The organism is Brachybacterium sp. B718/18, from assembly GCF_055454375.1.
This window is the reverse complement of record NZ_JBVDDO010000001.1, coordinates 227,143-253,013: the sequence shown is the minus strand read 5'-3', so window position 1 is coordinate 253,013 and position 25,871 is coordinate 227,143. Positions and strand designations below refer to the sequence as shown.

20 protein-coding genes and 2 pseudogenes are annotated in these 25,871 nt (G+C 72.7%); 4 read left to right on the top strand and 18 right to left on the bottom strand.

Annotated features, from left to right (window positions below):
- Positions 1-77 precede the first annotated feature (77 nt).
- From gatB to ACZCAH_RS01265, 4 genes are read right to left on the bottom strand one after another with little or no spacing between them, the layout of a single operon-like run.
- Positions 78-1,589 (bottom strand): Asp-tRNA(Asn)/Glu-tRNA(Gln) amidotransferase subunit GatB, encoded by a 1,512-nt coding sequence (gene gatB / locus ACZCAH_RS01280; RefSeq protein ID WP_464339353.1) that lies wholly within the window; start codon positions 1,587-1,589, stop codon positions 78-80.
- Complete coding sequence (gene gatA, locus ACZCAH_RS01275; RefSeq protein ID WP_464339352.1) at positions 1,589-3,100, bottom strand: Asp-tRNA(Asn)/Glu-tRNA(Gln) amidotransferase subunit GatA; 1,512 nt, start codon at positions 3,098-3,100, stop codon at positions 1,589-1,591. Before gatA ends, gatB begins: the two co-directional genes overlap by 1 nt.
- A gap of 1 nt (position 3,101) precedes the next feature.
- On the bottom strand, positions 3,102-3,398 hold the full coding sequence (gene gatC / locus ACZCAH_RS01270; RefSeq protein ID WP_464339351.1) for an Asp-tRNA(Asn)/Glu-tRNA(Gln) amidotransferase subunit GatC: 297 nt from the start codon (positions 3,396-3,398) through the stop codon (positions 3,102-3,104).
- Positions 3,399-3,407: 9 nt separating this feature from the next.
- Entirely contained in the window at positions 3,408-4,205 is a 798-nt protein-coding gene (locus tag ACZCAH_RS01265) for a GNAT family N-acetyltransferase (RefSeq protein WP_464339350.1), read from the bottom strand.
- A 71-nt stretch (positions 4,206-4,276) separates the two neighbouring features.
- Here ACZCAH_RS01265 and ACZCAH_RS01260 point away from each other — a divergent pair, with 71 nt between their 5' ends.
- On the top strand, positions 4,277-4,546 hold the full coding sequence (locus tag ACZCAH_RS01260) for a hypothetical protein (protein ID WP_464339349.1): 270 nt from the start codon (positions 4,277-4,279) through the stop codon (positions 4,544-4,546).
- A gap of 57 nt (positions 4,547-4,603) precedes the next feature.
- Here the strand turns inward: ACZCAH_RS01260 and ACZCAH_RS01255 are convergent, their stop codons facing one another.
- Both ACZCAH_RS01255 and ACZCAH_RS01250 read right to left on the bottom strand, forming a co-directional pair.
- Entirely contained in the window at positions 4,604-5,521 is a 918-nt protein-coding gene (locus ACZCAH_RS01255) for a hypothetical protein (RefSeq protein ID WP_464339348.1), read from the bottom strand.
- Positions 5,518-6,093 carry a hypothetical protein gene (locus ACZCAH_RS01250; protein WP_464339347.1) on the bottom strand — a complete coding sequence of 192 codons (576 nt, stop codon included), beginning with the start codon at positions 6,091-6,093 and terminating at the stop codon, positions 5,518-5,520. Before ACZCAH_RS01250 ends, ACZCAH_RS01255 begins: the two co-directional genes overlap by 4 nt.
- A gap of 197 nt (positions 6,094-6,290) precedes the next feature.
- Here ACZCAH_RS01250 and ACZCAH_RS01245 point away from each other — a divergent pair, with 197 nt between their 5' ends.
- On the top strand, positions 6,291-8,555 hold the full coding sequence (locus tag ACZCAH_RS01245; protein ID WP_464339346.1) for a RecQ family ATP-dependent DNA helicase: 2,265 nt from the start codon (positions 6,291-6,293) through the stop codon (positions 8,553-8,555).
- Between the two features lie 27 nt (positions 8,556-8,582).
- On the opposite strand, the gene ACZCAH_RS01240 is transcribed toward ACZCAH_RS01245, so the two are convergent.
- From ACZCAH_RS01240 to ACZCAH_RS01185, 12 genes and pseudogenes are all read right to left on the bottom strand, one after another.
- On the bottom strand, positions 8,583-9,470 hold the full coding sequence (locus tag ACZCAH_RS01240; protein WP_464339345.1) for a dihydrodipicolinate synthase family protein: 888 nt from the start codon (positions 9,468-9,470) through the stop codon (positions 8,583-8,585).
- A gap of 8 nt (positions 9,471-9,478) precedes the next feature.
- Positions 9,479-10,021 (bottom strand): annotated as a pseudogene (locus ACZCAH_RS01235) (helix-hairpin-helix domain-containing protein); the annotation flags it as partial.
- Positions 9,995-12,013 (bottom strand): annotated as a pseudogene (locus ACZCAH_RS01230) (NAD-dependent DNA ligase LigA); the annotation flags it as partial. The pseudogenes ACZCAH_RS01235 and ACZCAH_RS01230, both read right to left, overlap by 27 nt.
- 172 nt (positions 12,014-12,185) lie before the next feature.
- Positions 12,186-13,310 (bottom strand): hypothetical protein, encoded by a 1,125-nt coding sequence (locus tag ACZCAH_RS01225; protein WP_464339344.1) that lies wholly within the window; start codon positions 13,308-13,310, stop codon positions 12,186-12,188.
- A complete protein-coding gene (gene mnmA, locus ACZCAH_RS01220; RefSeq protein ID WP_464339343.1) occupies positions 13,307-14,386 on the bottom strand; it encodes a tRNA 2-thiouridine(34) synthase MnmA in 1,080 nt (359 codons plus the stop codon). The genes ACZCAH_RS01225 and mnmA overlap by 4 nt, the downstream gene beginning before the upstream one ends.
- 114 nt (positions 14,387-14,500) lie before the next feature.
- Positions 14,501-15,700, bottom strand: coding sequence for a cysteine desulfurase family protein (locus ACZCAH_RS01215; RefSeq protein WP_464339342.1), 1,200 nt, complete (start codon positions 15,698-15,700; stop codon positions 14,501-14,503).
- Positions 15,694-16,641 (bottom strand): hypothetical protein, encoded by a 948-nt coding sequence (locus ACZCAH_RS01210; protein WP_464339341.1) that lies wholly within the window; start codon positions 16,639-16,641, stop codon positions 15,694-15,696. The genes ACZCAH_RS01215 and ACZCAH_RS01210 overlap by 7 nt, the downstream gene beginning before the upstream one ends.
- Positions 16,638-17,633 carry a vWA domain-containing protein gene (locus ACZCAH_RS01205; protein ID WP_464339340.1) on the bottom strand — a complete coding sequence of 332 codons (996 nt, stop codon included), beginning with the start codon at positions 17,631-17,633 and terminating at the stop codon, positions 16,638-16,640. Before ACZCAH_RS01205 ends, ACZCAH_RS01210 begins: the two co-directional genes overlap by 4 nt.
- Positions 17,633-18,655 (bottom strand): vWA domain-containing protein, encoded by a 1,023-nt coding sequence (locus ACZCAH_RS01200; RefSeq protein ID WP_464339339.1) that lies wholly within the window; start codon positions 18,653-18,655, stop codon positions 17,633-17,635. The genes ACZCAH_RS01205 and ACZCAH_RS01200 overlap by 1 nt, the downstream gene beginning before the upstream one ends.
- Positions 18,646-19,155, bottom strand: coding sequence for a hypothetical protein (locus ACZCAH_RS01195; protein ID WP_464339338.1), 510 nt, complete (start codon positions 19,153-19,155; stop codon positions 18,646-18,648). The genes ACZCAH_RS01200 and ACZCAH_RS01195 overlap by 10 nt, the downstream gene beginning before the upstream one ends.
- Positions 19,142-20,038, bottom strand: coding sequence for a DUF58 domain-containing protein (locus ACZCAH_RS01190; RefSeq protein ID WP_464339337.1), 897 nt, complete (start codon positions 20,036-20,038; stop codon positions 19,142-19,144). The genes ACZCAH_RS01195 and ACZCAH_RS01190 overlap by 14 nt, the downstream gene beginning before the upstream one ends.
- 26 nt (positions 20,039-20,064) lie before the next feature.
- Positions 20,065-21,177 (bottom strand): AAA family ATPase, encoded by a 1,113-nt coding sequence (locus tag ACZCAH_RS01185; RefSeq protein WP_464339336.1) that lies wholly within the window; start codon positions 21,175-21,177, stop codon positions 20,065-20,067.
- Between the two features lie 210 nt (positions 21,178-21,387).
- Here ACZCAH_RS01185 and glgX point away from each other — a divergent pair, with 210 nt between their 5' ends.
- Both glgX and ACZCAH_RS01175 read left to right on the top strand, forming a co-directional pair.
- Positions 21,388-23,631 (top strand): glycogen debranching protein GlgX, encoded by a 2,244-nt coding sequence (glgX, locus tag ACZCAH_RS01180; protein WP_464339335.1) that lies wholly within the window; start codon positions 21,388-21,390, stop codon positions 23,629-23,631.
- A 260-nt stretch (positions 23,632-23,891) separates the two neighbouring features.
- Positions 23,892-25,871 (top strand): alpha-1,4-glucan--maltose-1-phosphate maltosyltransferase, encoded by a 1,980-nt coding sequence (locus ACZCAH_RS01175; RefSeq protein WP_464339796.1) that lies wholly within the window; start codon positions 23,892-23,894, stop codon positions 25,869-25,871.

Genomic DNA, 25,871 nt, shown 5'->3' with positions numbered 1-25,871 from the left:
GACGCCCCGGACACGCCAGGAGCGCCGCACCCCGTGACGGGATGCGGCGCTCCTGGCTGCCGCCTCCGGAGCCCGGCTCAGCTCACGCCGAGCTTCTCCATGATGATCTCGCGGACGCGGCCGGCGTCGGCCTGGCCGCGGGTCGCCTTCATGATCGGACCGATGAGCGCCCCGATCGCCTGAACCTTGCCGCCCTGGATCTTGGCGACGACGTCGGGGTTGTCGGCGATCGCCTGATCCACGGCGCCGGTGAGCACGGAGTCGTCGGAGACCACGGCGAGACCCTCGGCCTCGACGATCGCGGCGGGGTCGCCCTCACCCTCGAGGACCTTCGCGAGCACCTGCTTGGCGATCTTGTCGTTGATCTTCTTCTCATCGACGAGGCCCTGCAGCTCGGCGACCTGCGCGGGGGTGACCGCGAGGGCCTCCAGCTCGGTCTCCTGCTCGCGGGCGGTCCGGGCCAGCTCGCCCATCCACCACTTGCGGGCGGCCTGGGCGGAGGATCCGGCGAGGACCGTCTGCTCGATGAGGTCGAGGGCGCCGGCGTTGATCACGTCGCGCATCTCGAGGTCGCTGAAGCCCCACTCCCCCAGCAGGCGACGTCGCCGCGCAGCCGGCAGCTCGGGCAGGCCCGCCCGGATCTCCTCGACCCATTCGCGGCTCGGCGCGACGGGGACGAGGTCCGGCTCGGGGAAGTAGCGGTAGTCCTCGGCGTCGGACTTGGGGCGACCCGAGGAGGTCTCGCCGGTGTCCTCGTGGAAGTGGCGGGTCTCCTGCACGATGCTGCCGCCGTCGTCGAGGATGCCCGCCTGGCGGGAGATCTCGAAGCGCACGGTCCGCTCGATCGACCGGAACGAGTTGACGTTCTTGGTCTCGGTGCGGGTGCCGAGCGGGGACTCGGCGTCCGCGCGCAGGGAGACGTTGATGTCGGCGCGGACGTTGCCGCGCTCCATCCGCGCCTCGGAGACGTCGAGGGCCCGGAAGATGTCCCGCAGGGTGCGGACGTAGGCGGCCGCGACCTCCGGGGCGCGCCCCTTGGTGTTCGGGATCGGCCGGGTGACGATCTCGACCAGCGGCACGCCGGCGCGGTTGTAGTCCACCTGCGAGTGGGTCGCCCCGTGGATGCGGCCGGAGGCGCCGCCGACGTGCGTGTTCTTGCCGGCGTCCTCCTCCATGTGGGCGCGCTCGATCTCGACCCGGACGATCTCGCCGTCCTCGAGCTCGACGTCGACCCAGCCGTCGTGGGCGATCGGCTCGTCGTACTGGGAGGTCTGGAAGTTCTTCGTCAGATCCGGGTAGAAGTACTGCTTGCGCGCGAAACGGCAGGTCTCGGCGATCTGGCAGTTCAGGGCCAGGCCGATGCGGATCGCGTACTCGACCGCCTTGCCGTTGACGACGGGCAGCGAGCCGGGCAGGCCCAGGGACACCGGGGTGATCGCGGTGTTCGGCTCGGCGGCGAAGATGTTCGGCGCGCCGTCGAACATTTTGGTGGCGGTGCCGAGCTCGACGTGGACCTCGATGCCGAGCACCGGGTCGTAGCGGTCGATCGCGTCGTCGTAGTCGACGAGGTCGGAGACGTTGGCGGACATCAGAGCGCACCTCCGGTGAGATCGGGGGCCTGGGCCAGCAGCGGCCCGCCCCAGGAGTCCTCGAGCAGCGCCTCGAGGGCGCCGCCCACCTGGTACAGCCGCTCGTCCCCGCGGGCGGGGGCGAGGAACTGGATGCCGGCCGGCAGACCGTCCTCGGCGAGGCCGCTGGGCAGCGAGATCCCCGGCACGCCGGCGAGGTTGGCGGGGATGGTGGCGATGTCGTTGGCGTACATCGCCAGCGGGTCGTCGACCTTCTCGCCGAGACGGAAGGCGACGGTCGGGGAGGTCGGCGAGGCGAGGACGTCGACCTGCTCGAAGGCCGCGGCGAAGTCCTGCTGCACCAGGGTGCGGACCTTCTGCGCACTGCCGTAGTAGGCGTCGTAGTAGCCGGCGGAGAGGGCGTAGGTGCCCAGCAGGATGCGGCGCTTGACCTCGTCGCCGAAGCCGGCTCCGCGGGTCGCCTTCATGACCGACTCCGCGGTGGGGCTCTCCTCGGGGACGACCCGCAGCCCGAAGCGCATGCCGTCGAACTTCGCGAGGTTAGAGGACGCCTCCGACGGCATGATCAGGTAGTAGGCGCCGAGCGCGTAGCCGAAGTTCGGGCAGGAGACCCGCACGATCTCGGCCCCCGCCTGCTCGAGCAGGGCCAGGGACTCGGTGAAGCGCTGGCCGACGAGCGGGGCGAAGCCCTCGCCCTCGAGCTCGGCGATGACGCCGATGCGCAGGCCCTGGACGTCGCGGCGGCCCGCGGCGGCCGCGTAGGCGCCGACGGGATCCGGCAGGGAGGTCGAGTCGCGCGCGTCGTGCCCGGCGATCAGCTCGTGCAGCAGGGCGGCATCGGCCACGGTGCGGGTGACGGGACCGGCCTGGTCCAGGGAGCTGGCCATGGCGATCAGGCCGTAGCGGGAGATCGAGCCGTAGGTGGGCTTGACGCCCACGGTTCCGGTGACCGATGCGGGCTGGCGGATCGAGCCGCCGGTGTCGGTGCCGATCGCGAGGGGTGCCTCGAAGGCGCCGACGGCCGCGGCGCTGCCGCCGCCCGAACCGCCCGGGATGCGCTCGCGGTCCCAGGGGTTGCGGGTCGGGCCGAAGGCGCTGGACTCCGTGGAGGAGCCCATGGCGAACTCGTCCATGTTGGTCTTGCCGAGGATCGGCAGGCGCGCCGCGCGCAGCTTCTCGACGAGGGTCGCGTCGTAGGGCGGGATCCACCCCTCGAGGATCTTGGAGGCGGCGGTGGTCGGGATCCCCTCGGTGACCACCACGTCCTTCACGGCGATGGGCACGCCGGCGAGAGGGTGCAGCTCCTCGCCCGCAGCGCGGAGGGAGTCGACCTCGCGCGCGGTGGCGAGCGCCTCGTCCCGGCTGACGTGCAGGAAGGCGTTCAGGTCGCCGTCGACGGCGTCGATGCGGTCCAGGTGCGCGGCGGTCAGCTCGCTCGAGGAGATCTCCCCGGTCCCGAGCGCGGCGGCCTGCTCGGCCGCGGAGCGGCGCAGGATGTCGGTGCTGGTCATATCACTCCTCCCCCAGGATCTGCGGCACGGCGAAGCGGCCGTCCTGCGCCTCGGGGGCCCCGGAGAGGGCCTGCTCCTGGCTCAGGGTGTCGGTGACGACGTCTTCGCGGAAGACGTTGTTCATCGGGATGGGGTGGCTGGTCGCCGGAACGTCCTCGGTGGCGACCTCGGAGACGGAGGCGACAGCGTCCATGATGGAGTCGAACTCGCCGGCGAAGCGGGCGATCTCCTCCTCGGTGAGCTGGATCCGTGCGAGGTCGGCGAGGCGTGCGACGTCATCTCGTCCGATCGAAGGCATGCCGACAGTCTAGGCGTGCTCCGCCGGGGCGGCTCCCACCCGGTAGTGGTAGCCGCCGACCTCACGGGAGCCCAGGCCGCGATAGAGCGCGCGGGCGGCGGGGTTGTCCTCCTCGACCTCGAGCAGGGCACGGACCGCGCCCTGCCCCGAGGCGACCGCGAGGAGCGTGCTCGACACGTCCCGGCCCAGGCCCTGGCGGCGGTGCGCGGGGTCGACAGCGATCTGGTTCAGCACGGCGGTGCGCTCTCGACCCGTCTGCACCAGAGCCGCCCGGCCGACGGCCACCGGCGCCTCCCCGGGGGCGGGACGGAGCAGGACCTGCACCGCGGGGGTGCCCGCGAGGATGTCGTGCAGGGTGCGGCGCGCCTCCTCGCCCGGACGCGGTGCGAGGCGCCAGGCGGCCTCGAACCATTCCTCGTCGAGTCCGCCGACGTGGATCTCCGCGGCGGGCACCGGCGCGGGCGCGCGGTCCACAGCGAGTTCCTGGACGGCGCTTCGACCCTCGACGGTGTACCCGCGCTCGGCGAGCAGCGCGTCCAGGGGCGCCGGACCGTGGAGGTCGAGGATGCGGAAGGTGGCCGGCTCCCCCGCCGCGGCGCACAGCCCCTCGATGCGCTCGACGGCGCGGAGCAGGGCCGACGGGGAGTCGGGGGCGTCGTGCGCGACGGCGCTGTGGGCGCGCCGCGTCACGCCGCGGGAGCGCAGCAGCGCGAAGCCGTCGACATCGAGTCGTGCCAGGGGTCGCCAACCGCCGATCAGCGCCTCGACGAGCGGGCGTCCGGTCAGGGGGCGGGGTGCTCTGCTCACCTGGGCATCGTAGGGGTCGGCGGTAGACTCCGTGCCTCCACGACCTGCAGGCAACGCCGGAGGAGACCGTCATGTCCGTCGACCCCCACATCGATTACGCCTCGCACGACCCCGAGGACGGGGAGGGGATCTCCGAGGATCCCGCGATCCGCGAGGCCCAGGAGCTCGAGGCCCGTATGCGTCGCGCCCTCGCGACGAAGGAGGACCCGCTGCGCGATGACGAGTCCACCGTCGAGCGCCTGCGCCGGCTCGCCGCGCAGGACTCCGACGCCGATGACGCAGATGCCGCGGACGCCGCACGTGCCGAGGGCACCGGGCAGGACGCCGAGTCTCAGGACTGATCCCCGGCGGTGCCGGCGCCGTACCTGCCGGCACCGCCCCTTGGACCGTGTTGCGCCTCAGCGATCGCGCTCCGGTCTCGGCATCAGCAGCAGCGGCAGGTACATCACCCCGGACAGGTTGTACGGGAACGTGATCCGCATGATCACCTTGATGCCCCAGTGCATCGCGAAGGCGCCGACGGCGAACACCCTCCCGAGGCGGCGGTCCACCAGCGCGAGCGGTGCGCCCAGTTCGAGGACCAGGGACATGACCGCCATGCCGGTGAACATCCAGGCGTGCGGGTACAGCGCGCGACCGACCGGTGACGGCTCCTCCCCCAGCATCGTCTTGCGCAGTGCGTCGAAGGCCACCTGACCGCGCATCTGCTCCCCGTCGGCCCAGCGCACGCCCTCGCCGCGCACGAGCTTCGCGACGCCGGCGAGCAGGTAGGTCATGGCCACGGCGGCGTTCATCACCATCGGCGTCGCCCCGTACATCCAGGACCTGCGCGGCGGCAGCAGCTGTCCGTCCCGCACCAGCGCGTCGACGCTGAGGGCATCCGCGGCAGGGGCCACACCGAGCACCACGGTGTGCAGCACGAGCGCGTTCTCGTGGTGGTACACCATCGACCACGAGTTGCGGTAGGTGAAGTTCCAGGTCTGCAGCGCGGCGTGCAGCGGTCCGATCACGCGATGCGCGACGCCCGCCGTGACCAGCGCTCCGGTCACGAGGGACGCATCCACCAGTCGGTCGGCGACCACCGGGGGCAGAGGTCGCTTCAGCACGCGCACGACTCCCACCGGGGCGAAGCTCTCCTGGTCCGTGCGGTGCACGCCCCGATACAGCCGACGACGGCTGCCGACGTGCCAGAGGTGGTACGCGCCGACGGCGAGACGGAGCACGGCGGGGGTGGCGGCACCGCTGCGAGGGGCGAGGCGGCGTCCGACCTCGGCGGTGGGGCCCGGGACGGAGCGGAGCAGGCTGCGGAGACTCATGCCGACTCCTCTGCTGTCTTTGGCACGTCCGTCGAGGACGTCCCGCGGCCGGGCACGTCGGCACTGCCGCGCACATCGAGCTTGGAGGTGAAGGTGTCGCGGTCCGCGCCGTCCATGAAGGGAGCGACGAGGTAGCGACCGCGGACCACGTGCACGCGGACGACATCACGGTCCTGCACTCGGTCCCGGGAGGCGATGCGAGCGGCGACCCGGTCGGCGATGACCTGGCCGTCACCCTCGGCGACGCGGCGGCGGACCTGGCGGCGTACGGCGTTCAGCCCGCCCGTGCCGAGGTAGGAGTAGTGGAGCGGGGCGACGGTGCCGTCCTGCCGCACCCCGAGGAGGTGCGTGACCCAGTAGTGGGACTTCCGCGTCGCGGAGAACATCGGGTAGTGGCTGAAGGGGAAGCTGTCCCGGACCTCGTCCTCGGGGCGGGCGTAGCGGCGGATCGGCAGGGAGACGGCGCCGAGCAGTGCGGCGGCGAGGGCTCCCGCGAGGACCCGGGTGAGGGGACCGTCGGGGATCGAGGCGGCGGGCGGTGCGTGCGGTGGGAGGAGAGCGTCTGCGGACATGCCGGCACCGTAATCGGGAGTGATGAGACGCACCCCGGCTCCGAGTGAGAAGTGCATGAGAGCCTTCTCAGCGATCGCGATCCGGCCGGCATCGCCGCAGGACAACCGGAGGAACGATCTCTCCTCCCCACGGCGCCGTCATCCACAGCGTCTCTCGCCGGGCCCCATCGGTCGGGGCGGACGGGGAGACTGGGGGCATGGATGACACCGCGCTCGGCGCCCCGACCGACCCGCTGCACGACGAGGCGCTCCTCGCCCTGCGCGCCCTCACCGGCCGCGAGGACGCCGCCTTCCGCGACGGCCAGTACGAGGCGATCCGCGCGCTGGTGCACGACCGCCGACGGGTCCTCGTCGTGCAGCGCACCGGCTGGGGGAAGTCGGCCGTGTACTTCCTCGCCGCGCATCTGCAGCGCGCCCGCGGGGCGGGGCCCGCCCTGATCGTCTCCCCGCTGATCGCCCTGATGCGCGACCAGGTCTCCGCCGCGGCCCGTGCCGGTGTCCGGGCGGCGGCGATCAGCTCCGCGAACGCGGTGGAGTGGGAGGACATCGAGTCCTCGCTCGCCCGCGACGAGATCGACGTGCTGTTGGTCTCCCCCGAGCGCCTGGTCAACCCCCGTTTCCGGGAGGAGCAGCTGCCGCGGCTGATCGCCCGCTGCGGCCTGCTCGTGATCGACGAGGCGCACTGCATCTCCGACTGGGGGCATGACTTCCGGCCGGACTACCGGCGTTTGCGGGACCTCGTCGCGCAGATGGGTCCGGAGGTTCCGGTGCTCGCCACGACGGCGACCGCGAACTCCCGCGTGGTGGCCGATGTCGCCGAGCAGCTGGGGATCGGTGCCCGCGCGGCCGACGGCGACTCGGGGGTGCTGACGCTGCGCGGACCGCTCACTCGGCAGTCGCTCCGACTCGGCTCGCTGTCCCTGTCAGATGATCGCGCCCGGCTCGACTACCTGGTGCGGCACCTCGACGCCTTCGAGGGGTCCGGGATCCTGTACACCCTCACCGTCGCCGCGGCGGAGGACCTCGCGGCGCTGCTGGATCGACCCGGCCGGCGGGTGCGCGCCTATACGGGCCGCACCGACGCCGAGGAGCGGGCCGAGCTCGAGCAGGCGCTCAAGCGCAACGAGGTCAAGGCCCTCGCCGCGACGAGCGCCCTGGGCATGGGCTTCGACAAGCCGGATCTCGGCTTCGTGATCCACCTCGGGGCACCGAGCTCCCCCGTCGCCTATTACCAGCAGGTCGGTCGTGCCGGTCGCGCCACGGACCGGGCGGACGTGCTCCTCCTCCCCGGCAAGGAGGACCGGGCGATCTGGGAGTACTTCGCGACGGCCTCGATGCCCTCGCAGGAGTCCGCCGCGCAGGTCCTCGGGGTGCTCGGCCAGTCCGGCTCGCCCCTCAGCACCCCCGCGCTCGAGGCCCGGGTCGATGTGCGGCGCGGCGCCCTCGAGCTGCTGCTCAAGGTGCTCGCTGTCGACGGGGCGGTGCAGGCGGTCAAGGGCGGCTGGATCGCGACCGGTGCACCGTGGCACTACGACGCCGAGCGCTACGAGACCGTCGCCCGGGCCCGCCGCGACGAGCAGCAGGCGATGCTCGCCTACGAGCAGCTCGCGGGCGGCCCGGAGCAGTGCCGGATGATGTTCCTCGCCCGGCAGCTCGACGACACCACCGCCGTGCCCTGCGGCCGCTGCGATGTGTGCGCTGGTGCCTGGTACCCCGCTCCCGGCGCAGCGGCCAGCACCGCCGCTCGCGGCGGCTCTGAGGGCGACCCCACGACGGGCACCGCCCCCGCCGAGGGTTCGGACCGGGACGCGGCAGAGGCGCGCGTGGCGGCGCTGCTCGACCGCGTCGGCGTCCCCGTGGAACCGCGCGCCAGCTGGCCTTCGGGCCTGGACCGGTTGCTCGGCGCGGAGGCGCCGAAGGGCCGGATCCCCGAAGGCGAGCGCGCTGCGGAGGGCCGGGTCATCGCCCGCATGTCGGACCTGGGATGGGCGGTGCCGCTGCGGGAGCTGCTGCGCACCGACGAGGACGGCCGCCCGGTCGACGCCGTCGTGCCGGAGCGGATCGGCGGGCGGATCGTCGAGGTGCTGAAGGACTGGGACTGGGAGGAGCGCCCTGCGGCGGTCCTCGCCGTCCCCTCGACCACCCGGCCGCAGCTCGTGACCTCCCTCGCCTCCGGCATCGCCTCCATCGGACAGCTCGAGGACCTCGGCTCGCTCGATCTCGCCGCCGACGCCGCCCCGCTCCGCGGCGCCCGCAACAGCGCCTTCAGCGTGGCCGCCCTCTGGGACCGCTTCGACGTGGGTCCCGCTCTGCAGGCTCGTCTCGAGGAGCTCGACGGCGCCCCGATCCTGCTGGTCGACGACCGAATCGACACCCGCTGGACCATGGCGATCGCCGCCCGTCTGCTCCGCCGGGCCGGGTCCGGTCCCGTGCTGCCGCTCGCGCTCGCGCAGGAGGCGTGAGGTCGCGGACAGCGCCGGAACCTCAGCTCATCCCTCGAGCGCGGCGAGCACCTCGGCGACCCGTTCCTGCTGCGCCGCGTCGATGGGGCGCAGCGGCCGGGGAAGGACCCGCCCGCCCACGAGGCCCAACTGCTGCGCAACGGCGGCCACGACGCGGAGGCTGCCGCCGCACTCGACGAACAGCTCCCACAGCCCGTCGAGACGGGCGGAGAGCTCCTGCGCCTCCCCGGCCCGCCCCTCGATCGCAGCCCTGGTGATCGCGATCAGCGGTCCCGGCAGCGTGCCGGCGAGGGCGGAGAACCACAGGTCGCACCCGGCGAGCAGTCCGGTCGCCCCGACCGCGTCGCCGGAGACGCCGATCCGCATTCGCTCCGGCAGAGCCTCCCGCACCGCGGCGACGCGCTCCCGGGCCGCCGCGGGACCCGCGGGCACGGGAGGGATCTTCACCGCGGCGACCTGCGGCAGCGCTGCGACCCGGGCATAGGTCTCGAGCGACAGCTCCACATGCGTCGTCGCCGGGTTGTCGTAGACCACCAGGGGGACGGACAGCTCGCGGGCGACGTCCTCGTACAGCCCCACCACCTCGTCGTCGGTGAGCCGCTGGTAGGAGACGGGGGCGAGCAGCACGGCGTCGGCTCCGGCGCGCTGGGCGTCCTCGGCGAGGGCGAGCACCTCGTCCGTCGCGCAGTGGCCGATGCCCGCGAGCACCGGCAGGTCCCCGCTGCGACCGACCGCGATCTCGACCACACGGCGCCGCTGCTCCCGGGTCAGGTAGGTGTACGCGCCGGTGGAGCCGAGCACGCCGATCGAGTCGACGGAGGCCTCCACGAGCCGGTCGAGGAGTCCCTCGAGCGCCGCCTCATCCACACCTCCGTCTCGCAGCGGGGTGAGCGGGAAGGCACTGAGTCCGCGCATCCACGTGGTCACTCCTCGGGCTCCTCAGCGGTCTCGCCGCTCTCCCCCGCCGCTTCCTCCTCCGGCAGGGCCACGGCGTCCAGGCCACCCTCGAGCAGCGCCACGAAGCCGGCCTCGTCGAGGATGCGCAGCCCCAGGTCGCGCGCCTTGGTCTCCTTCGAGCCGGCATTCTCGCCGACCACCACGAAATCGGTCTTCTTCGAGACGGATCCGGAGGCCTTGCCGCCGCGGGAGATGATCGCCTCCTTCGCGCCGTCGCGGGAGAAGCCCTCGAGCCCGCCGGTCACGACGACCGTCAGGCCCTCGAGGGTCTTCACGAAGCCCTCCTCGACCTCGTCGGCCATGCGCACCCCGGAGGCCGCCCAGCCGTCGACGATCTCCCGATGCCAGTCCACCGCGAACCACTCCACGAGCGCCTCGGCGATGATCTGCCCGACGCCGTCGGTCTCCGCCAGCTGCTCGACGCTCGCCGCACGGATCGCGTCCATCGTGCCGTAGGCCGTCGCGAGGGAACGCGCCGCGGCGGGGCCGACATGGCGGATCGAGAGGGCGACCAGGACTCGCCACAGCGGCTGTGCCTTCGCCTTCTCCAGCTCGGCGATCAGCTCCTCGGTGGGCTTCAGCGCGGCGGGCGCCTTGACCTCCCGCCACTCCCCGTCCCGCTTGTAGTGACGGAACTGGGGCCGGGTCCAGAAGGCGGGCTGGATGCGCCAGTCCCCGGTCGGCTCGCCGTCGCGGCGCTCCGGCTGCCAGACGAACACCTCGGAGAGCGCCTCGGCCGTGAGGTCGAAGAGGTCGGCACCGGTGTCGATCACGGGCCGCTGCGGGGCGGGGAGGAGCGGGTCGTCGACGTCCGTGATCCGCAGCAGCGGCACCCCGTCGGTGCCCTGGACGACCTGGCCGTTCTTCACGACCACGAAAGCGTCCAGCTCGGTGTCTGCCACCTCCCGGATCGGCAGGTACACCGCGTGCCCCTCGGCGAGCGCTGCCAGGGCCTCGCCGCGTCGCTTGTCCGGATCGGTCAGCGCGATCGCGCTCTCCTCGCCTAGGGACTCGATGTCGAAGGCGCCGCGGGAGCCGGCGTGCTCCACGCGCCCGGTCACCTGGGCGGGGCAGGTGCGGCGGTTGGGGCAGCGCCAGTCCTTGTCCCCCTCCTTCTCGGGCCGGATCTCGGTGCCGCAGGCGGGGCACTCGGTCGGCATGACGAAGGGCCGCTCGGAGCCGTCGCGCAGGGACTCGACGGGGCCGAGGATCTCCGGGATGACGTCCCCCGCCTTCCGCAGCACGATGGTGTCGCCGATCAGCACGCCCTTCCGCTCGACGTCGAACTGGTTGTGCAGCGTCGCCTTCTCGACGGTCGACCCGGCCACGAGCACCGGTTCCATCAACCCGAAGGGAGTCACGCGCCCGGTCCGCCCCACCTGCACCTGGATGTCCAGGAGCTTGGTGGTGACCTCCTCGGGCGGGAACTTCACCGCGATCGCCCAGCGCGGGGCGCGGGAGGTGGAGCCGAGGGCCCGTTGCTGGGCGAAGGCGTCGACCTTCACCACGATCCCGTCGATCTCGTGCTCGAGGTCGTGCCGGTGCTCCCCGTGGTGCTCGACGTAGGCGATGACCTGCTCGACGGTCTCGGCCACGCCGAGGTGGGCGCTCGTGGGCAGGCCCCAGGAGGCGAGCAGCTCGTACACCTCGCTCTGGGAGTCCACCGGCGGATCCGGCCAGGCGCCGAGCCCGTGCACGGTCAGGCGCAGTCCCGCGAGGCGGGCCTCGCCCGCCTCCCGCTCGAGGCCGTCCTTCTTGTCGAGCTGCTGACGCAGGCCGCCCGCGGCCGTGTTGCGGGGATTCGCGAAGGTGGGGAAGCGACGGGTCGCGACGAGCTCCTCACGGGCCTCGTCGAACTCCCGTCGACCGCTCGCGGCGCGGGACTCCCAGCGGGTGCGGGCCTCCTCGACGGCGCGCTCGCGCAGCTCGACCTGCAGCGCGTTCAAGCGCTCGAAGGCCTCGGTGGGCATGAACACCTCACCCCGCACCTCCACCAGCGGCGGGTGTCCCTCGCCCTCGAGTCGCTCGGGGATGCCTTCGATGCGGAGGGCGTTCGCGGTGACGTCCTCGCCGGTGCGGCCGTCGCCGCGGGTCGCGGCGGTGACCAGCACCCCATCCTCGTAACGGAGGTTGATCGCGAGGCCGTCGATCTTCAGCTCGGTGAGGAAGCGGGGCGCGCCCCCGAGCTCGGTCGCGGCGTGCTCGCACCACTCCCGCAGCTCCTCGACCGAGAAGACGTTGTCCAGGGACTGCATCCGCTCGGCGTGCACGACGGTGGGCAGCCCGCTCGCGGCCGCACCGCCGACGGTGCGGGTGGGCGAGTCCTCGGAGGCCAGCTGGGGGTGCTCCGCCTCGAGGGCGCGCAGCTCCTTCTCGAGGGCGTCGTACTCCCCGTCGGTCATCGTCGGGGCGTCGCGCTCGTAGTAGTCCGCGCGGGCCTGCTCGATCTGCGCGGTCAGGGCGGCGATGCGCTGCTGGGCGTCCTCGGTCCCGCGATGCACGGTCGAGGACGTCGAGGACGTCGAGGACGTCGAGGAGGTCGAGGAGGTCTGGGAGTTCGGGGAGGGCGAGTCCGGGGCGGCGTCGTTCACCGGACCATTGTCGCGCACGCCCCCGACGACCGGGTCGGGGCCGGAGTGCCCGCCGCCCCGCACGGGAAACGGGGCGCTCCGCTCAGGAGGCCAGGCGCTCCGCCCAGGTGGGGGCGATCCGCAGCATCGCCTCGAGCGCCGCCTCGTCCAGCAGCGTCGAGACGGCCGGCTGGGCCGAGGGGTCGACCTGCCCGGTGTGCAGGCCGTGGGAGGCGCCGGTGTGGGCGATGACGGTGACGCCGGCGGCATCGGCCTCCGCATGGCCGAGGCGGCGCCAGGTCTCGAGCATCATCTCCACCTCGGGGCCGAGACGCCCACCCGGCCGCGGATCGACCACGATCTCGAAAGCGCAGCCGTCGTCGGCCGCCTCCGCGATGCCCTCCCAGAGCGCGCGGCCGACGGGGGTGGACAGCGGGGGCAGGCGCCGCGGGGCGATCGCCATCCGGCGCGCGCCGGCTTCGCGGGCCGCACGGAGCAGGCGCAGGTCCGCCCCGACACCCAGGGTGACGGAGCGGGCATCGAGCCCGTAGTCGCCCAGGGCGACGAACAGGGACCGCCACAGCGCCCCGATCTCCGGCGCGGGGACGGCCGGGTAGCGGCTGCGGCCCGAGGGCGTGGAGATGCGCCCCTCATGGATCGCGGCGACGGCGTCCTCGCGCAGCAGCACGCGCTGAGCAGCGCCCGGGACCCGCTCCCGCAGGGCGGTGAGATGGTCGACCAGGCCCTCCGCGAGCAGCATCGGCAGGTCACGCACGGCGCCCGGGTCGCCGAGCGTCCGCTCCCCGGACTGCAGGAAGGTCGCCCCGGCCAGGGTCGCGGGGCCGAGCGCCGTCACCATCAGCGGACCCTCGTAGCCGAGCAGCGCGATGCGCGCGGCGTCGAGCATCCGCTCGCGCAGCTCCCGCGCGTGGAGCCAGGCGCGACCGCTGCCGGGCCCGAGGCGCCAGCCGTAGCTGACCAGGTCGCCGGTGGTCTCGGCGAGCAGAGCGAGGCTCGCGGGCAGCAGGTGGTCGGTCTCGTCGAGGCCGAGCGCCGAGGGCAGGTAGAGACGGGTCCCGATCTGTTCCTCGAGGTCGTCGCCGAGCAGCGCGCGCAGGCGCACCAGCGCGGCGAGGTGCGGGTCCTCGGGCAGGCCGAGCCGCTGCGCCTCCTCGGCGGTGGGTGCTCGGAAGGTGCCGTCCCCGGTGAGGGTGACGAGTCTGCTCATGCGCGGTGCTCCAGGGTGGCGGCGGCGAGCACGCGGTCGCCGTCATAGAGGACGAGAGTCTGGCCGGGGGCGACGCCACGGATCGGCCGCTCGAGGGCGACGCGCACCCGCCGCCCGTCGCACTCGAGGACGGTGGCGGGCGTGGCCTCGCCGTGGGCCCGGATCTGGGCGCGGACGGAGCGGCCCACGGGCAGCTCCTCGAAGGAGATCAGGTCCGCGGCCTCGAGCTCGCGGGTCGACAGCAGCTCGGCGGCGCCCACCACGACGCGGCGGGAGGCGGGGTCGAGGTCGACGACGTAGCGCGGGGCACCGTCGGCGGCGGGGCGCTCGAGACCGAGGCCCTTGCGCTGGCCGATGGTGAAGCCGTGGGTGCCGCGATGGGTGCCGAGCACCGACCCGTCGGCGTCGACGACCTCCCCGGGCACCTCCCCGAGGCTGCGCTCGAGGAAGCCGCGGGTGTCGCCGTCCGCGATGAAGCAGATGTCGTAGCTGTCGGGCTTGGTCGAGACGCCCAGGCCGCGGGCGCGCGCCTCCTCCCGGACCTCGTCCTTGGTCTCGTACTCGCCGAGGGGGAAGAGCGAGCGGCCGACCGCGTCCGGTCCCATCACCGCGAGCACGTAGGACTGGTCCTTCGCCTGGTTGCGGGAGCGGTGGAGGGAGGGCGCCCCGCCGGGGCCGTCCGTGCGGATCGAGGCATAGTGCCCCGTGCACACGGCGTCGAAGCCGAGCAGGGTGGCGCGCTCGAGGAGCGAGGCGAACTTGATCCGCTCGTTGCAGCGCACGCAGGGATTCGGGGTGCGTCCGGCCGCGTACTCGGAGAGGAAGTCCTCCACGACCAGGTCATGGAAGTCGTCGGAGAGGTCCCAGACGTAGTACGGGATGCCGATCCTGTCCGCCGCGCGGCGCGCATCGGAGGCGTCCTCGACGGTGCAGCAGCCGCGCGAGCCGGTGCGGGTCTGGTCGCGGCTCTTGGACAGCGCCATGTGCACGCCGACGACCTCGTGGCCGGCCTCGGCGGCGCGTGCGGCCGCCACGGCGGAGTCGACTCCCCCGCTCATCGCTGCGAGCACCTTCATCGGGGTGCCACCTCCTCGCTGTGCACCCGATCGAGTGTACGGAGGCGAGGGCCCGCCGACAGGCTCGCGGGGCGTGAGATGCGTCCGGTACGGACGGTCACCGTCCCCGCGCGCTCAGCCGAAGAGGGAGCCGACGGCGCGGGCCCGGGCGAGCGCCTCGGGCAGCGCCGCGAGCGCGCGCTCGACATCGTCCCCGGTGGTGGTCCAGCCGAGGGAGAGCCGCAGCGCGCCGCGCGCGTCGGCGCCCTCGAAGCCCATCGCCGCGAGGACGGGGCTCGCCTGGGTCACGCCCGCCGAGCAGGCCGAGCCGGCGGAGCAGTCCACGCCGCGTTCGTCCAGCAGGAACATCAGGGAGTCGGAGTCCGCGCCGGGGAAGACCACGTGCACGATGTGGCCCGATTGCGGGGAGTCCTCCGGCAGGGTGAACCGTGCCCCGGGGTCGAGCTCCCGGATCCCGGCACGCAGGCGCCGGGCGAGAGCCCGGACGCGCGCGGTCTCCTCGGCCTTCTCCCGCAGCGTCTCCTCGAGGGCCGCGGCGAAGGCGGCGGCCTGGGCGGCATCGAGGGTGCCGGAGCGGACCCCGCGCTGCTGCCCGCCGCCGGTGCTGATCGCCGCGAACGGGACCTCGGGGCGCGCCACGAGCACGCCCACGCCGACGGGGGCCCCGATCTTGTGCCCCGACAGCGACATCAGGTCGATGTCCGCGAGATCGGGCAGCGGTGCGGTGCCGAGCCCCTGGACGGCGTCGGTGTGCACGAGCGTCCCGTGGGGGCGGGCGGCCGCGGCGAGCGCGGCGAGGTCCTGCAGGGCGCCGGTCTCGTTGTTCACGAGGGCGGCGCTGACCAGGGAGACGGTGCCGTCGGCGAGGGCCTCGCGCACCGCCTCGTCCCGGAGCAGCCCGGAGGAGTCGACGGGGAGGAACCGCGCGGTGAGCGAGGGGGAGCCGTCCTGGAGGGAGCGGGCGGTGGCCAGCACGGCCGGATGATCGGTCGCGGCGACCGCGACGGCGGTGCGCCGGGGATCCCGGGCCACGACGGCGCGGGGCACGGCGCGGAGGGCGAGGTTGTCCGCCTCGGTGCCCCCCGAGGTCATGATCAGCCAGCTGCGCGGGACGCCCAGCAGCCCGCCGATCCGCTCGAGCGCCTCGTCGAGCACGGCTCGGGCGCGTCGGCCCGCGGCGTGCACCGAGGAGGGGTTGCCGTGCACGGCCGACGCCGCGAGGAAGGCCTCGCGGGCGGCGGGCCGCAGCACGGTGGTCGCGGCGTGGTCGAGATAGGCGCGCTGCGCGGGGTGGGTGTCCGCCGCGGTCACCACGGCTTGCTCGGATCCTGCGGCGCGCCGCCGTCGCCCTCGCCGTCGCCGCCCTCCTCCTGCGCGTCCCGGTTGCGCTGCTCGAGCTCCTCGTCCTTCTGCTGCTGCTCGGGGTCGCCCTCGGTGGGCTTCTCCTCGTCCGGGCCGTCGCCCTCGGGATCCTCGCGCACCGGCTCGCCCGGGTCCATCGGCGTGGTGCCGCCGTCATCCCCCTGCTCCTCGCCGCCGCGGGCGTCGGGATCGTTGCCGGCCTCCTCGTCGGCGTCGCGGCGCTTCTCCTCCACGCGCTCGCCGTTCCCCTCGGTGGTCTCTTCGTCCTCGTTGCCGCTGCCGGAGCCGCCCTGGCCCTGGCCCTCGCCCTCGCCGCCGCCTCCGCCGCCGCGGCAGGGCTGGAGGATCTCCTCGGCCTCGAAGAGCCGGTCGGCGCGCTGCTGCGGGTCCTCGAGCAGGTCCGCCTGGCGCTCGATGGAGATCGCGAGGTTGTTGGCGATCTTGCACTGCGCGTGCAGCGGGGCGTTGAGGTCGGTGCGCGACTCCCACTCGGACATCGCCACGCGCAGCTCCGCCTCGGCGGCGGCGTCCTCGCCCTGCTGCAGCAGGGCGGTGCCGCGATCCAGATGGGGCATGTACGGCTCGAACCAGTTCAGCCTGTCCAGCGGCCCGAGCCGCTCGATGGCCTCCGGGTAGTCGCCGTCCTCGTAGGCGGCCAGATGATGCGCCTGCGCGATCGGCATGGACACGAAACGGACGGTCAGACCGGCGAGCGCCAGGATCGGCAGGGCCAGGATCGCGAAGACGATCGCCCGGGTGATCCGCAGCCGGCGCACGTTCAGCCCGTAGTCGCGCCGCGCCCCCGAGGGGCGACGGTCGCGCCCGGCGGCGGACTCGTCCCGGGTCGGGGTCTCCGGGGCGGGCTCCGGGCGCTGCTCGAGGGAGGTGCTCATCGCTGTGCTCCTGACACGTCGTAGCGGTCCAGCTTCCGCGGCAGTCGGTAGGTCATCTCGCCCAGCTCCCAGATCAGCAGGGCGGTCAGCGGGATCGACGCCACCCAGTACCAGTCCTCGAAGCTGGTCACGTCGCGGGAGTCCTCCGAGGGGATGGGCCGCAGCGTGATGCCCTCCATCGTGCCCTCGATCGGCTCCTCGGGGTCGGTGCGGTGGAGATAGGGCACCCCGAGCTCGCCCGCGATCGTCTCCAGCTGCGCGCTGTCGATCATGGAGATGCCCTGCTGACCGGAGGAGTCGGTGATGTACTCGCCGTCGGTCGCTCCGCCCTGCGCCTTCATCGGGCCGCCCTCGGGCGTGCCGTAGCCGAGCACGGCCCCGCCGTCGACGTAGCCCTGGGCGGCGGAGAAGGACTCGGACTCCCGCTCGTCGGTGTTCTCCCCGTCGGAGAGGAAGTAGACCAGGACGTGGGAGTCGGGGTCCTCCTCGCGCACGGTGGTGATCTCGGACAGGAGGGTGGCCAGGGGCCGGTCCACGTTCGAGCCCTGCGAATAGGCGGTCGGCTCGGTCTCGAGGGTGTCGATCCAGGCGGCCGCCGCCCCCGCATCGGTGGTCAACGGCAGCTGCGAGGTGGCCGAGGAGTCGAAGGCGATGATCGAGTAGCGCGCACCCTCGGTCATGCCCATGATCCGCTGCATGTCCGCCTTCACCCCCTCGAGGCGGGGCTGCCCCTCGGCGTAGTCCTCGGCGTTCATCGATCCGGTGCGGTCGACGACGAAGAAGACGTTGGCGTTCATCCGCTCGGTCTGCTCGGCGTCGATCGGGGTGACCGGTCGCAGCGCGACGACGGCGAGCAGCAGCACCATGAGCAGGCGCCGCAGCCAGGCCCTCCGCTGGCGGGGACGCCGCACCAGCAGCACCACGCACAGGGTCAGCATGGCGCCGAAGAGCGGGATCGTGGCCCAGAGGGGCATCAGGAACTCGAGCCGCATCAGCGCGCCCTCCAGCCCAGGGCCAGGATCGCCACGAGGGAGAGGAAGGTGAGCACGAAGCCGGTCCCCGGATGATCCGTGCGGATCACGGTGGGGCTGGCCCCGAGCACCTCGGCCTGGGTCTTCTGGATCTCGTTGATGATCGACGGGATCGCCTCGGGGTCCGAGGACTCGTAGAGCTCGCCGTCCTGGTCCTCGGTGGCCTCCTGCAGCTCCTCGAAGCAGCCGGGCCCGCACTCGTACGCGCCGGGGTAGAAGGTGTAGAGGTCGATGCCCCGCGACGCGACAGACTCCGTGGCCTCCTGCAGGGTGAAGATCGGCTCGCCGTTGACCTCGTTGTCGGTCGCGAAGATGATCGACCGCGAGCGGTCCTCCTCGGCCTGGTCGAAGACCTGCGCGCAGGAGGCGAGCCCGTCGGGCACCACCGAGGCCTCGTCGGGGATGCCCTGGGTGCCCTCGATGAACTCGACGTACTGGCGCACCTTCTCCTGCGAGTAGTCGCGGCTGCCCACGCGATAGCCGAACTCGTCGAAGTCGATCGCCTCGGCCCCCTCCTCGAGCTCGCGCTTGATCAGGTCGTAGTCGTTGGTCAGCGGGAACACGGTGCGGCTGGTCGAGTTGAAGATCGACAGCGCCACCCGCTCGCCCTCGAAGCCGTCCACGAGCTCGGCGAAGGTCGCGAGGATCTCCGCGTCGTACTGGTACATGGAGCTCGAGACGTCCAGGCACAGCACGATGTCTCGGGAGGCGAACTCGGGGGTCTCGATCCGCTCGGAGGCGATGCGGCCCGAGAGGATGCTCGCGGCGATCACGCCGAGCACCGCGATGCCCACCTGCAGCACGCGCACCACCCGGGCCGTGCGCTGGGCGCGCACGAAGCTCGGCACCCGGTCGAGGAAGCGGGAGTTCGCGACCAGCACGGGCGACTTCCGCATCGCCCGCCGGTTCACGAAGGTGATCGCCCAGACGACGATCGCGGCGATCAGGAGCAGGGCGGTGACCCACCAGAAGATCATGACCATGCGCGGATCACTTCCCTCGCGCGGCGCACCGAATCGCGCAGCTCGGCGTCCGAGGCGCGGGCGAAGTCGGGCTCGTAGAGGTCGCTGATCAGCTCCCCGACTGCGCGGGTCCGCTCATCGGCGACGAGGGTCGCGATGTCCTGGCTGGTCACGTCGTGTCCGGTGGTGCGGCGCACGAAGCGGCGCATCACCCCGGTCAGCTCGTGGTGACCGGCCCGCGCTTCGATCCCGCCCGCCTCGTGGCGATCGGCGATGTCGTTCACGGCACGGAGGAACTCGGCCTTGAGTCCCTCCACCTCGTCGGGCCGCGAGCGGTAGGCGATGCGCTTCTCGATCGCGCGGGTGATCTTCAGGGTGCCCACGATCAGCGCGGCGATCACCAGCACGCAGAGCGCTGCGAGGATCAGCCATGCGATCGAGTACTGGGGCGGGTCGATGATCTCGGGCTCGGGGGCGGCGAGCAGCGCGCCGAGCCGGGCGGTCGCGTCAGGGACGGGCATGGCGGTACTCCCTCGAGCGCAGCATGGCGACCATGTCGTCGACCACGGTCGTCTCCCCCTGCGCGAGCACGTGGGTGATGTGGAGGCGGTCGAGCATCTCGGTGATGCCCTCGCTGCGCGCCCGCCGATAGGCCGCGACGTCCCGGGCGACCCGTGCCGAGGTGCGGGCGAGGGAGGCCACCTCGCGCGGGTTCTCGACGTCGACGACCTCGTGGTCGAGGTCCCCGGCGAGCAACGGGTCGGCATCCGCGATGCGCACCACGAGCAGGTCGTGCCGTGTGGTGAGGCGACGGAGCAGGGAGAAGTCCTCGACCGAGGGGTGGGCCTCGTCGGTGATGATCGTCATCAGGGTGGGGCGCGCGGTGACGCGGAAGGCCCGCTCGAGCAGCCAGGCGCTGTCCGGCGACGGCGCCGCGGCGGTGGTCGACTGCTGGATGGTGCGCAGCAGCATCTCCAGGTGGCCGTCGCTCGAGCGCGAGGGCAGCTGGATAGGCCGGTTCTCGCCGCCGGCGACGAGTCCGACGAGATCACCCGACTGCTGGGCGAGGAAGCAGACCATGCCGGCCGCGAGGATCATCGCATCGCGCTTCGAGGAGCCGTCGGCCGCGGTCGCGGCCATCGCGCTCGAGGTGTCCGCGACGATCGACAGGTGCCGCACCCGCTCCTCGTTGAACTGGCGGATCAGCGGCTCGCCGGAGCGGGCCGTGGCCTTCCAGTCGATGTCGGAGATCTTGTCCCCGGGCTGGTAGTACTTCAGGTCGTCGAAGTCCTCGCCGCTGCCCTTGAAGAGCGAGCGGCCGCGCCCCTGGATCAGTCCGCGCGCCCGCTTCGAGGTGTGCAGATCGACCCGGGCCTTCACCCGGGTCATCAGCGAGACCGCCATGCGCCCTGCCCCCTGCTCGGATCCGGTCAGGGCATCGGCACGGCGTGGAAGACCGCGTCGATGATCTGTTCGGGCTTAATGCCGCTGGCGAGGGCGTCGAAGGTGAGGACGAGACGGTGACGGAGCACGCCGTAGCGCATCGCCCGCACGTCGTCCGGGGTCACGTAGTCGCGCCCGTGCAGCAGCGCATGCGCCTGACCGACCTTCATCAGGGCGAGGGAGCCGCGGGGGCTCGCCCCGACCCGCACGGACTGGGTCAGGTTCGGGACCGGTCGCGGGCCCGAGCCGCGCGTGGTGAAGACCAGATCGATGATGTACCGCTTCACGGCGGGATCGACGTAGACCGCGTCGACCATCTCCTGGAGGAAGCGGACGTCCTCGAGGGAGACCGTGGCGACGGCCTCGCGCTGCCCGGTGAGGCTCCCGGAGGTCGAGCGGTCGAGGATCTCGTGCTCCTCCGCGGGACGCGGATACGTCAGGATCTCCTTCATGAGGAAGCGGTCCATCTGCGCCTCGGGGAGGACGTAGGTGCCCTCCTCCTCGATCGGGTTCTGGGTCGCGAGCACCATGAACGGCTCGGGGAGGCGGTGCACCTCGCCGCCGATCGAGGTCTGCCGCTCCTGCATCGCCTCGAGCATCGCCGATTGCGTCTTGGCGCTCGAGCGGTTGATCTCGTCGAGCAGCACGACGTTCGCGTGCACCGGCCCCAGCTGCGTGGTGAAGGTGCCCGAGCCGTAGTTGAAGATCTGGGTGCCGATGATGTCGTTCGGCATCAGGTCGGGGGTGCACTGGATGCGTGCGAAGGAGCCGGTGATCGAGGACGCCAGCGCGCTCGCCGCGGTGGTCTTGGCCAGACCGGGCACCGACTCCAGCAGCACGTGACCGCCCGCGGCGAGCGCCGCGAGCAGCGTCAGGCGCAGGTTCTCCTGGCCGACCACGCGGGACTGGAAGACCCGGGTGATGGTCGAGACGATCGCGCCGCTGCGCTCGAGGTCGCGCGGCGTGATCGCCGCGGACGAGGGCGCGAACTGCCCCGGGGGCCGTCCCCCTCCCGTCGACGGAGGCCGACCCGGCCCTCCGGCCGGGCTCGGTGCGGGCCCGGCCGGGCGGGCGGGCGGCTGGCTGGGTGGAATGCTCATGTGCTGCGGCTCCCCCGTCGTGCGGTTCTCGTGCGGTCAACGTGCAGTGGTCATGCGCGGCATGATCCCGGCGCGGGCCCCTCCCCCGACGCCGACGGGCGGGCAGGCCCGTGATCCGGGCCACCTGCGCCGGGTCGATCCTAGCGCCCTCCCCCTGCCACGTCCTCCCAGCGCCCCGGCGTGGTGCGCGCCCGATGCGAGAATGCGCTCGTGCAAGCAGATCGTTTCGACCGCGCCACGCCCCCGGTCGCCCCCACGTCGCCGGGACTCTCGGTGGACGAGCAGGGTCGGGGCACCTTCGCCGTCGCCGCGCCGCGGGCCCGGGCGGTGGACCTGTGCATCCGGCAGGGGGCGGCCGAGCGCCGGCAGCGTCTGCGCCACTTCGACGGCGGTCTGCGCTGGGACCACGTGACCGGGATGGTCCCGGGTACCGAGTACGGCTTGCGGGTCGACGGTCCGTGGGATCCCGCCCGGGGCCTGTTCTCGAACCCGCACAAGCTGCTGCTGGACCCGTGGGCGCGTGGCATCTCGCACTCCGCACCGCTGCTGAGCAGTTTCTTCCCCTTCGAGGTCGACTCGATGCTGGATCGCGTGGGCGAGGGGCACGATCTCTCGAGGACCGACTCGGCGGACAGCGCCGTGTGGTCGGTCGTGGTCTCCGACGACTTCGACTGGCAGGACGACCTGCGCCCCCTCGTCGACTGGGACGCTACGGTGCTGTACGAGCTGCACGTCAAGGGTTTCACCCGGCTGCAGGAGGATCTGCCGCACGAGCAGCGCGGCACCTATGCGGGGCTCGGGCATCCCGCGGTGACGGGGTACCTGCGCAGCCTGGGCGTGACCACGGTCGAGCTGCTGCCGATCCACGCGGCGATGGACGAGCCGCACCTGACGCGGCTGGGGCTGACCAACTACTGGGGCTACTCGACCCTGTCGTACTTCGCCCCGGATCCCTCGCTCGCCACGACGGCCGCGCAGCAGGCCGGCGCCCAGGCGGTGCTCGACGAGGTCAAGACCATGGTGCGCAACCTCCATGCGGAGGGGCTCGAGGTCGTCCTCGACGTCGTCTACAACCACACCGCCGAGGGCGGCGCCGACGGGCCCTCGCTGTCCCTGCGGGGCCTCGACAACCTCGAGTACTACTGGACCGACGGCGGCACCTTCCAGGACGTGACCGGCACCGGCGGCACCCTGGATCCGCGCTCGGTCCACGTCATGGACCTCATCCTCTCCTCGCTGCGCTACTGGGTCACCGAGGTGCACGTGGACGGTTTCCGCTTCGACCTCGCCGCGACCCTGGGCCGCGACGACCGCGGATTCCGCCCCGACCACCCGCTGCTGCGGGCGATCGCGACGGACCCCGTGCTCCGCACCGTCAAGCTGATCGCCGAGCCCTGGGACGTGGGCACGGGCGGCTGGCAGACCGGCTCTTTCCCCGTGCCCTTCGCCGAGTGGAACGACGCCTTCCGTGACGACGTGCGCTCCTTCTGGCTCGCCGATCGCGGGCACCGGGCACGCACCGGCGAGATGGGGGTGGGCGGGGTCCGCGACCTCGCGACCCGCCTCGCCGGCTCCTCCGACCTGTTCTCCGCGCAGGACCCGCCCGAGCTGCCGGAGGGCAGGAGCCTGCGCTCCCCGTGGGCGTCGATCAACTACGTCACCGCCCACGACGGCTTCACGCTGCGGGACCTCACGGTGTACGAGACCAAGCGCAACGAGGCCAACGGCGAGGACAACCGCGACGGCACCTCCAACAACCGCTCCTACCACCACGGCCACGAGGGCGAGGTCGATGCCACGCAGGAGGGCGCCGCGGAGATCGAGGCGGCACGACGGCGCAGCGCGCGGAGCCTGCTGGCGACACTGCTGCTCGCCTCGGGGACCCCGATGCTCACCGCGGGCGATGAGATCGGCCGCACCCAGCGGGGCAACAACAACGCCTACTGCCAGGACAACGAGATCTCCTGGATCGACTGGCGCCTCGAGGGCCGGGCCACGGCGCTGCGCGAGACGGTCGTGGAGCTGCTGCGCCTGCGGGGGGAGCATCCGCAGCTGCGCTCCCCGCACTTCCTGCGACCGGCAGATCCGACGGCGCTGGACGCCGGGCAGATCGCCTGGTTCGGGGCCGACGGGGAGGAGATGGACCACCGGAGCTGGATGGACCCCTCCCGTCATCTGCTCACCATGCTCCGCCCCGCGGTGCAGGGCCGCGAGGGCGCCGAGCACCTGCTGGTGATCCTCTCCTCCGAGGAGGGCCCGACGACGGTCCGCCTGCCGCGCGCACCCTGGCCGCAGGGCACCGCACGGGTGCTGCTCGACACGGCGGCGGAGCGTCCGCGGGACCGCTCGCTCACCCCGATCGTCGACGGTTCGCTCGAGGTCGCCGGGGGCTCGGTGGTGGTGCTCGGACTCCCGGCCCGCGGTCCGCAGGAGCCTGCTCAGACGCTATCGTGAGGCGTGTCACCGTGACCGTCGCAGGCACCCTGCGGTGCCAGGCAGGAGAGGCCATGACCGAGACCACCGACCCCACCGCGTCGAGCGGGACTCCGGCCCCCCAGACCGCGTCGGCCGCGGCGGACCCGACAACCCCGTCGGCCCCGTCGGCGCTGTCTGTCTCGTCAGCCGCGACGGAGCCGATCGCGCCCGCCCCCGCCGCATCGCGCGGTCCGGGCGGGCCGGACGGTCTCGACGCCGGCGTGGGCCGGATCCCGATCATGGACGTGCAGCCCGTCGTCGACGGCGGCCGCTTCCCCGCCTCCTGCGTCGAGGGCGAGACGGTCACCGTGCGGGCGAACGCCTTCCGCGAGGGCCACGATGCGATGGGTGTTCAGGTGGTGCTCACCGCCCCGGACGGCTCCGAGACCGTCACCCCCATGCGTTCGACGAACCCTGGCCTGGACCTCTGGGAGGCGCCGGTGCGCCCGGACGCCACCGGCCACTGGTCCTTCCGCGTCGAGGCCTTCTCGGCGCCGTATGCGACCTGGGCCCATGTCGCCGAGGTGAAGATCCCTGCGGGCCTCGACGTCGAGCTGGTCTGCGCCGACGGCGCCGTCGTGCTCGAGGCGATCCTCGCGGAGATCACCGCGGGCACCCGCCCCGAGGCCGACGGGCCCGTGGTCCGCGCGGCCCTCGCCTCGCTGCGCAGCTCCTCCCTCTCCCCCGCCGCCCGCGTCGCCCCGGCGCTCGCCGAGGACCTCCGCGGGCTGATGACGGTCCGGCCGCTGCGCGAGGGCGTGACCGTCTCCGGTCCCCATCGTCTGATCGTGCATCGCCGCCGGGCGCTCTACGGCTCGTGGTACGAGTTCTTCCCCCGCTCCGAAGGCGCGCGCTTCGAGGAGGGAGTCGGCTGGACCTCCGGGACCTTCGCCACCGCGACCCGGTCCCTCGACCGGATCGCCGAGATGGGCTTCGACGTCGCCTACCTCACCCCGATCCATCCGATCGGGTCGACCTTCCGCAAGGGCCGCAACAACACGCTCGAGCCGCAGCCCGGCGATCCCGGCTCGCCGTACGCGATCGGCTCCGCGGACGGCGGGCACGACGCGATCCACCCCGATCTCGGGACGCTCGCGGACTTCGACGCCTTCGTCGCCCGGGCGCAGGAGCTCGGGCTCGAAGTGGCCCTGGACATCGCCCTGCAGTGCTCCCCCGACCATCCCTGGGTCGCCGAGCATCCGGAGTGGTTCGTGGTCCGCTCCGACGGCAGCATCGCCTACGCCGAGAACCCGCCGAAGAAGTACCAGGACATCTACCCCCTCAGCTTCGACACGGACTACGAGGGCCTCTACGCGGCGATCCGGGACATGCTCGAGCACTGGGTCGACCACGGGGTCACCCTCTTCCGCATCGACAACCCGCACACCAAGCCGGTGCGCTTCTGGGAGGAGCTGCTCGCGGAGTTCGACGCGAAGCACCCCGAGGTGATCTTCCTGGCGGAGGCCTTCACCCGGCCCACGATGATGCATGCCCTGGGCAAGGTCGGCTATCACCAGAGCTACACCTACTTCACCTGGCGCCACACCCCCGAGGAGCTGCGCGAGTATCTCGAGGAACTCGTCGCGGCCGCGCCGTACATGCGCCCCAGCTTCTGGCCCACGACGCACGACATCCTCACCCCGTTCATGAGCGGCGGCGGGCGAGCGGCCTTCGCGCTGCGCGCGATCCTCGCCGCGACCCTGGTGCCCACCTGGGGCATCTACGCCGGGTACGAGCTCGTCGAGGACGTCCCCCGGCCGGGGGCGCAGGAGCAGATCGACAACGAGAAGTACGAGTACAAGCCCCGCGACCACGCCGGGGCGCTCGCCCGCGGGGAGAGCCTGCAGCCGCTGCTCACCGCGCTGAACCGGATCCGGCGCGAGCACCCGGCTCTGCAGTCGCTCACCGCGATCTCCTTCCACGAGGCCGAGGACCCGCAGGTTCTGGTCTTCTCCAAGCACCTCGACGCGGCGTCCTCCGGGACCGGCGCGCCGGACACGGTGCTGGTCGTGTCCCTCACCGAGCACGACCGCGACGCCTGGACGACCCTGCGCCTGGACCTCGGTTCGCTGGGCCTGGAGCCCGGTGCCACGGCCTTCGAGGTCGAGGATCTGCTGACCGGGGAGCGGTTCCGCTGGGATGCGGCGCCCTATGTGATCCTCCGCGCCGCCGACCGGCCGGCGCACGTCCTGCGCATCATCCATCCCGAGGAGAGCTGA

Excerpts from the sequence above, each read along its gene's own strand:
- gatB (WP_464339353.1), bottom strand. The coding sequence starts at position 1,589 with ATGTCCGCCAACGTCTCCGACCTCGTCGACTACGACGACGCGATCGAC.
- gatA (WP_464339352.1), bottom strand. The coding sequence starts at position 3,100 with ATGACCAGCACCGACATCCTGCGCCGCTCCGCGGCCGAGCAGGCCGCC.
- gatC (WP_464339351.1), bottom strand. The coding sequence starts at position 3,398 with ATGCCTTCGATCGGACGAGATGACGTCGCACGCCTCGCCGACCTCGCA.
- ACZCAH_RS01260 (WP_464339349.1), top strand. The coding sequence starts at position 4,277 with ATGTCCGTCGACCCCCACATCGATTACGCCTCGCACGACCCCGAGGAC.
- ACZCAH_RS01255 (WP_464339348.1), bottom strand. The coding sequence starts at position 5,521 with ATGAGTCTCCGCAGCCTGCTCCGCTCCGTCCCGGGCCCCACCGCCGAG.
- ACZCAH_RS01250 (WP_464339347.1), bottom strand. The coding sequence starts at position 6,093 with ATGTCCGCAGACGCTCTCCTCCCACCGCACGCACCGCCCGCCGCCTCG.
- ACZCAH_RS01245 (WP_464339346.1), top strand. The coding sequence starts at position 6,291 with ATGGATGACACCGCGCTCGGCGCCCCGACCGACCCGCTGCACGACGAG.
- ACZCAH_RS01240 (WP_464339345.1), bottom strand. The coding sequence starts at position 9,470 with ATGCGCGGACTCAGTGCCTTCCCGCTCACCCCGCTGCGAGACGGAGGT.
- ACZCAH_RS01225 (WP_464339344.1), bottom strand. The coding sequence starts at position 13,310 with ATGAGCAGACTCGTCACCCTCACCGGGGACGGCACCTTCCGAGCACCC.
- mnmA (WP_464339343.1), bottom strand. The coding sequence starts at position 14,386 with ATGAAGGTGCTCGCAGCGATGAGCGGGGGAGTCGACTCCGCCGTGGCG.
- ACZCAH_RS01210 (WP_464339341.1), bottom strand. The coding sequence starts at position 16,641 with ATGAGCACCTCCCTCGAGCAGCGCCCGGAGCCCGCCCCGGAGACCCCG.
- ACZCAH_RS01205 (WP_464339340.1), bottom strand. The coding sequence starts at position 17,633 with ATGCGGCTCGAGTTCCTGATGCCCCTCTGGGCCACGATCCCGCTCTTC.
- ACZCAH_RS01200 (WP_464339339.1), bottom strand. The coding sequence starts at position 18,655 with ATGGTCATGATCTTCTGGTGGGTCACCGCCCTGCTCCTGATCGCCGCG.
- ACZCAH_RS01195 (WP_464339338.1), bottom strand. The coding sequence starts at position 19,155 with ATGCCCGTCCCTGACGCGACCGCCCGGCTCGGCGCGCTGCTCGCCGCC.
- ACZCAH_RS01190 (WP_464339337.1), bottom strand. The coding sequence starts at position 20,038 with ATGGCGGTCTCGCTGATGACCCGGGTGAAGGCCCGGGTCGATCTGCAC.
- ACZCAH_RS01185 (WP_464339336.1), bottom strand. The coding sequence starts at position 21,177 with ATGAGCATTCCACCCAGCCAGCCGCCCGCCCGCCCGGCCGGGCCCGCA.
- ACZCAH_RS01175 (WP_464339796.1), top strand. The coding sequence starts at position 23,892 with ATGGACGTGCAGCCCGTCGTCGACGGCGGCCGCTTCCCCGCCTCCTGC.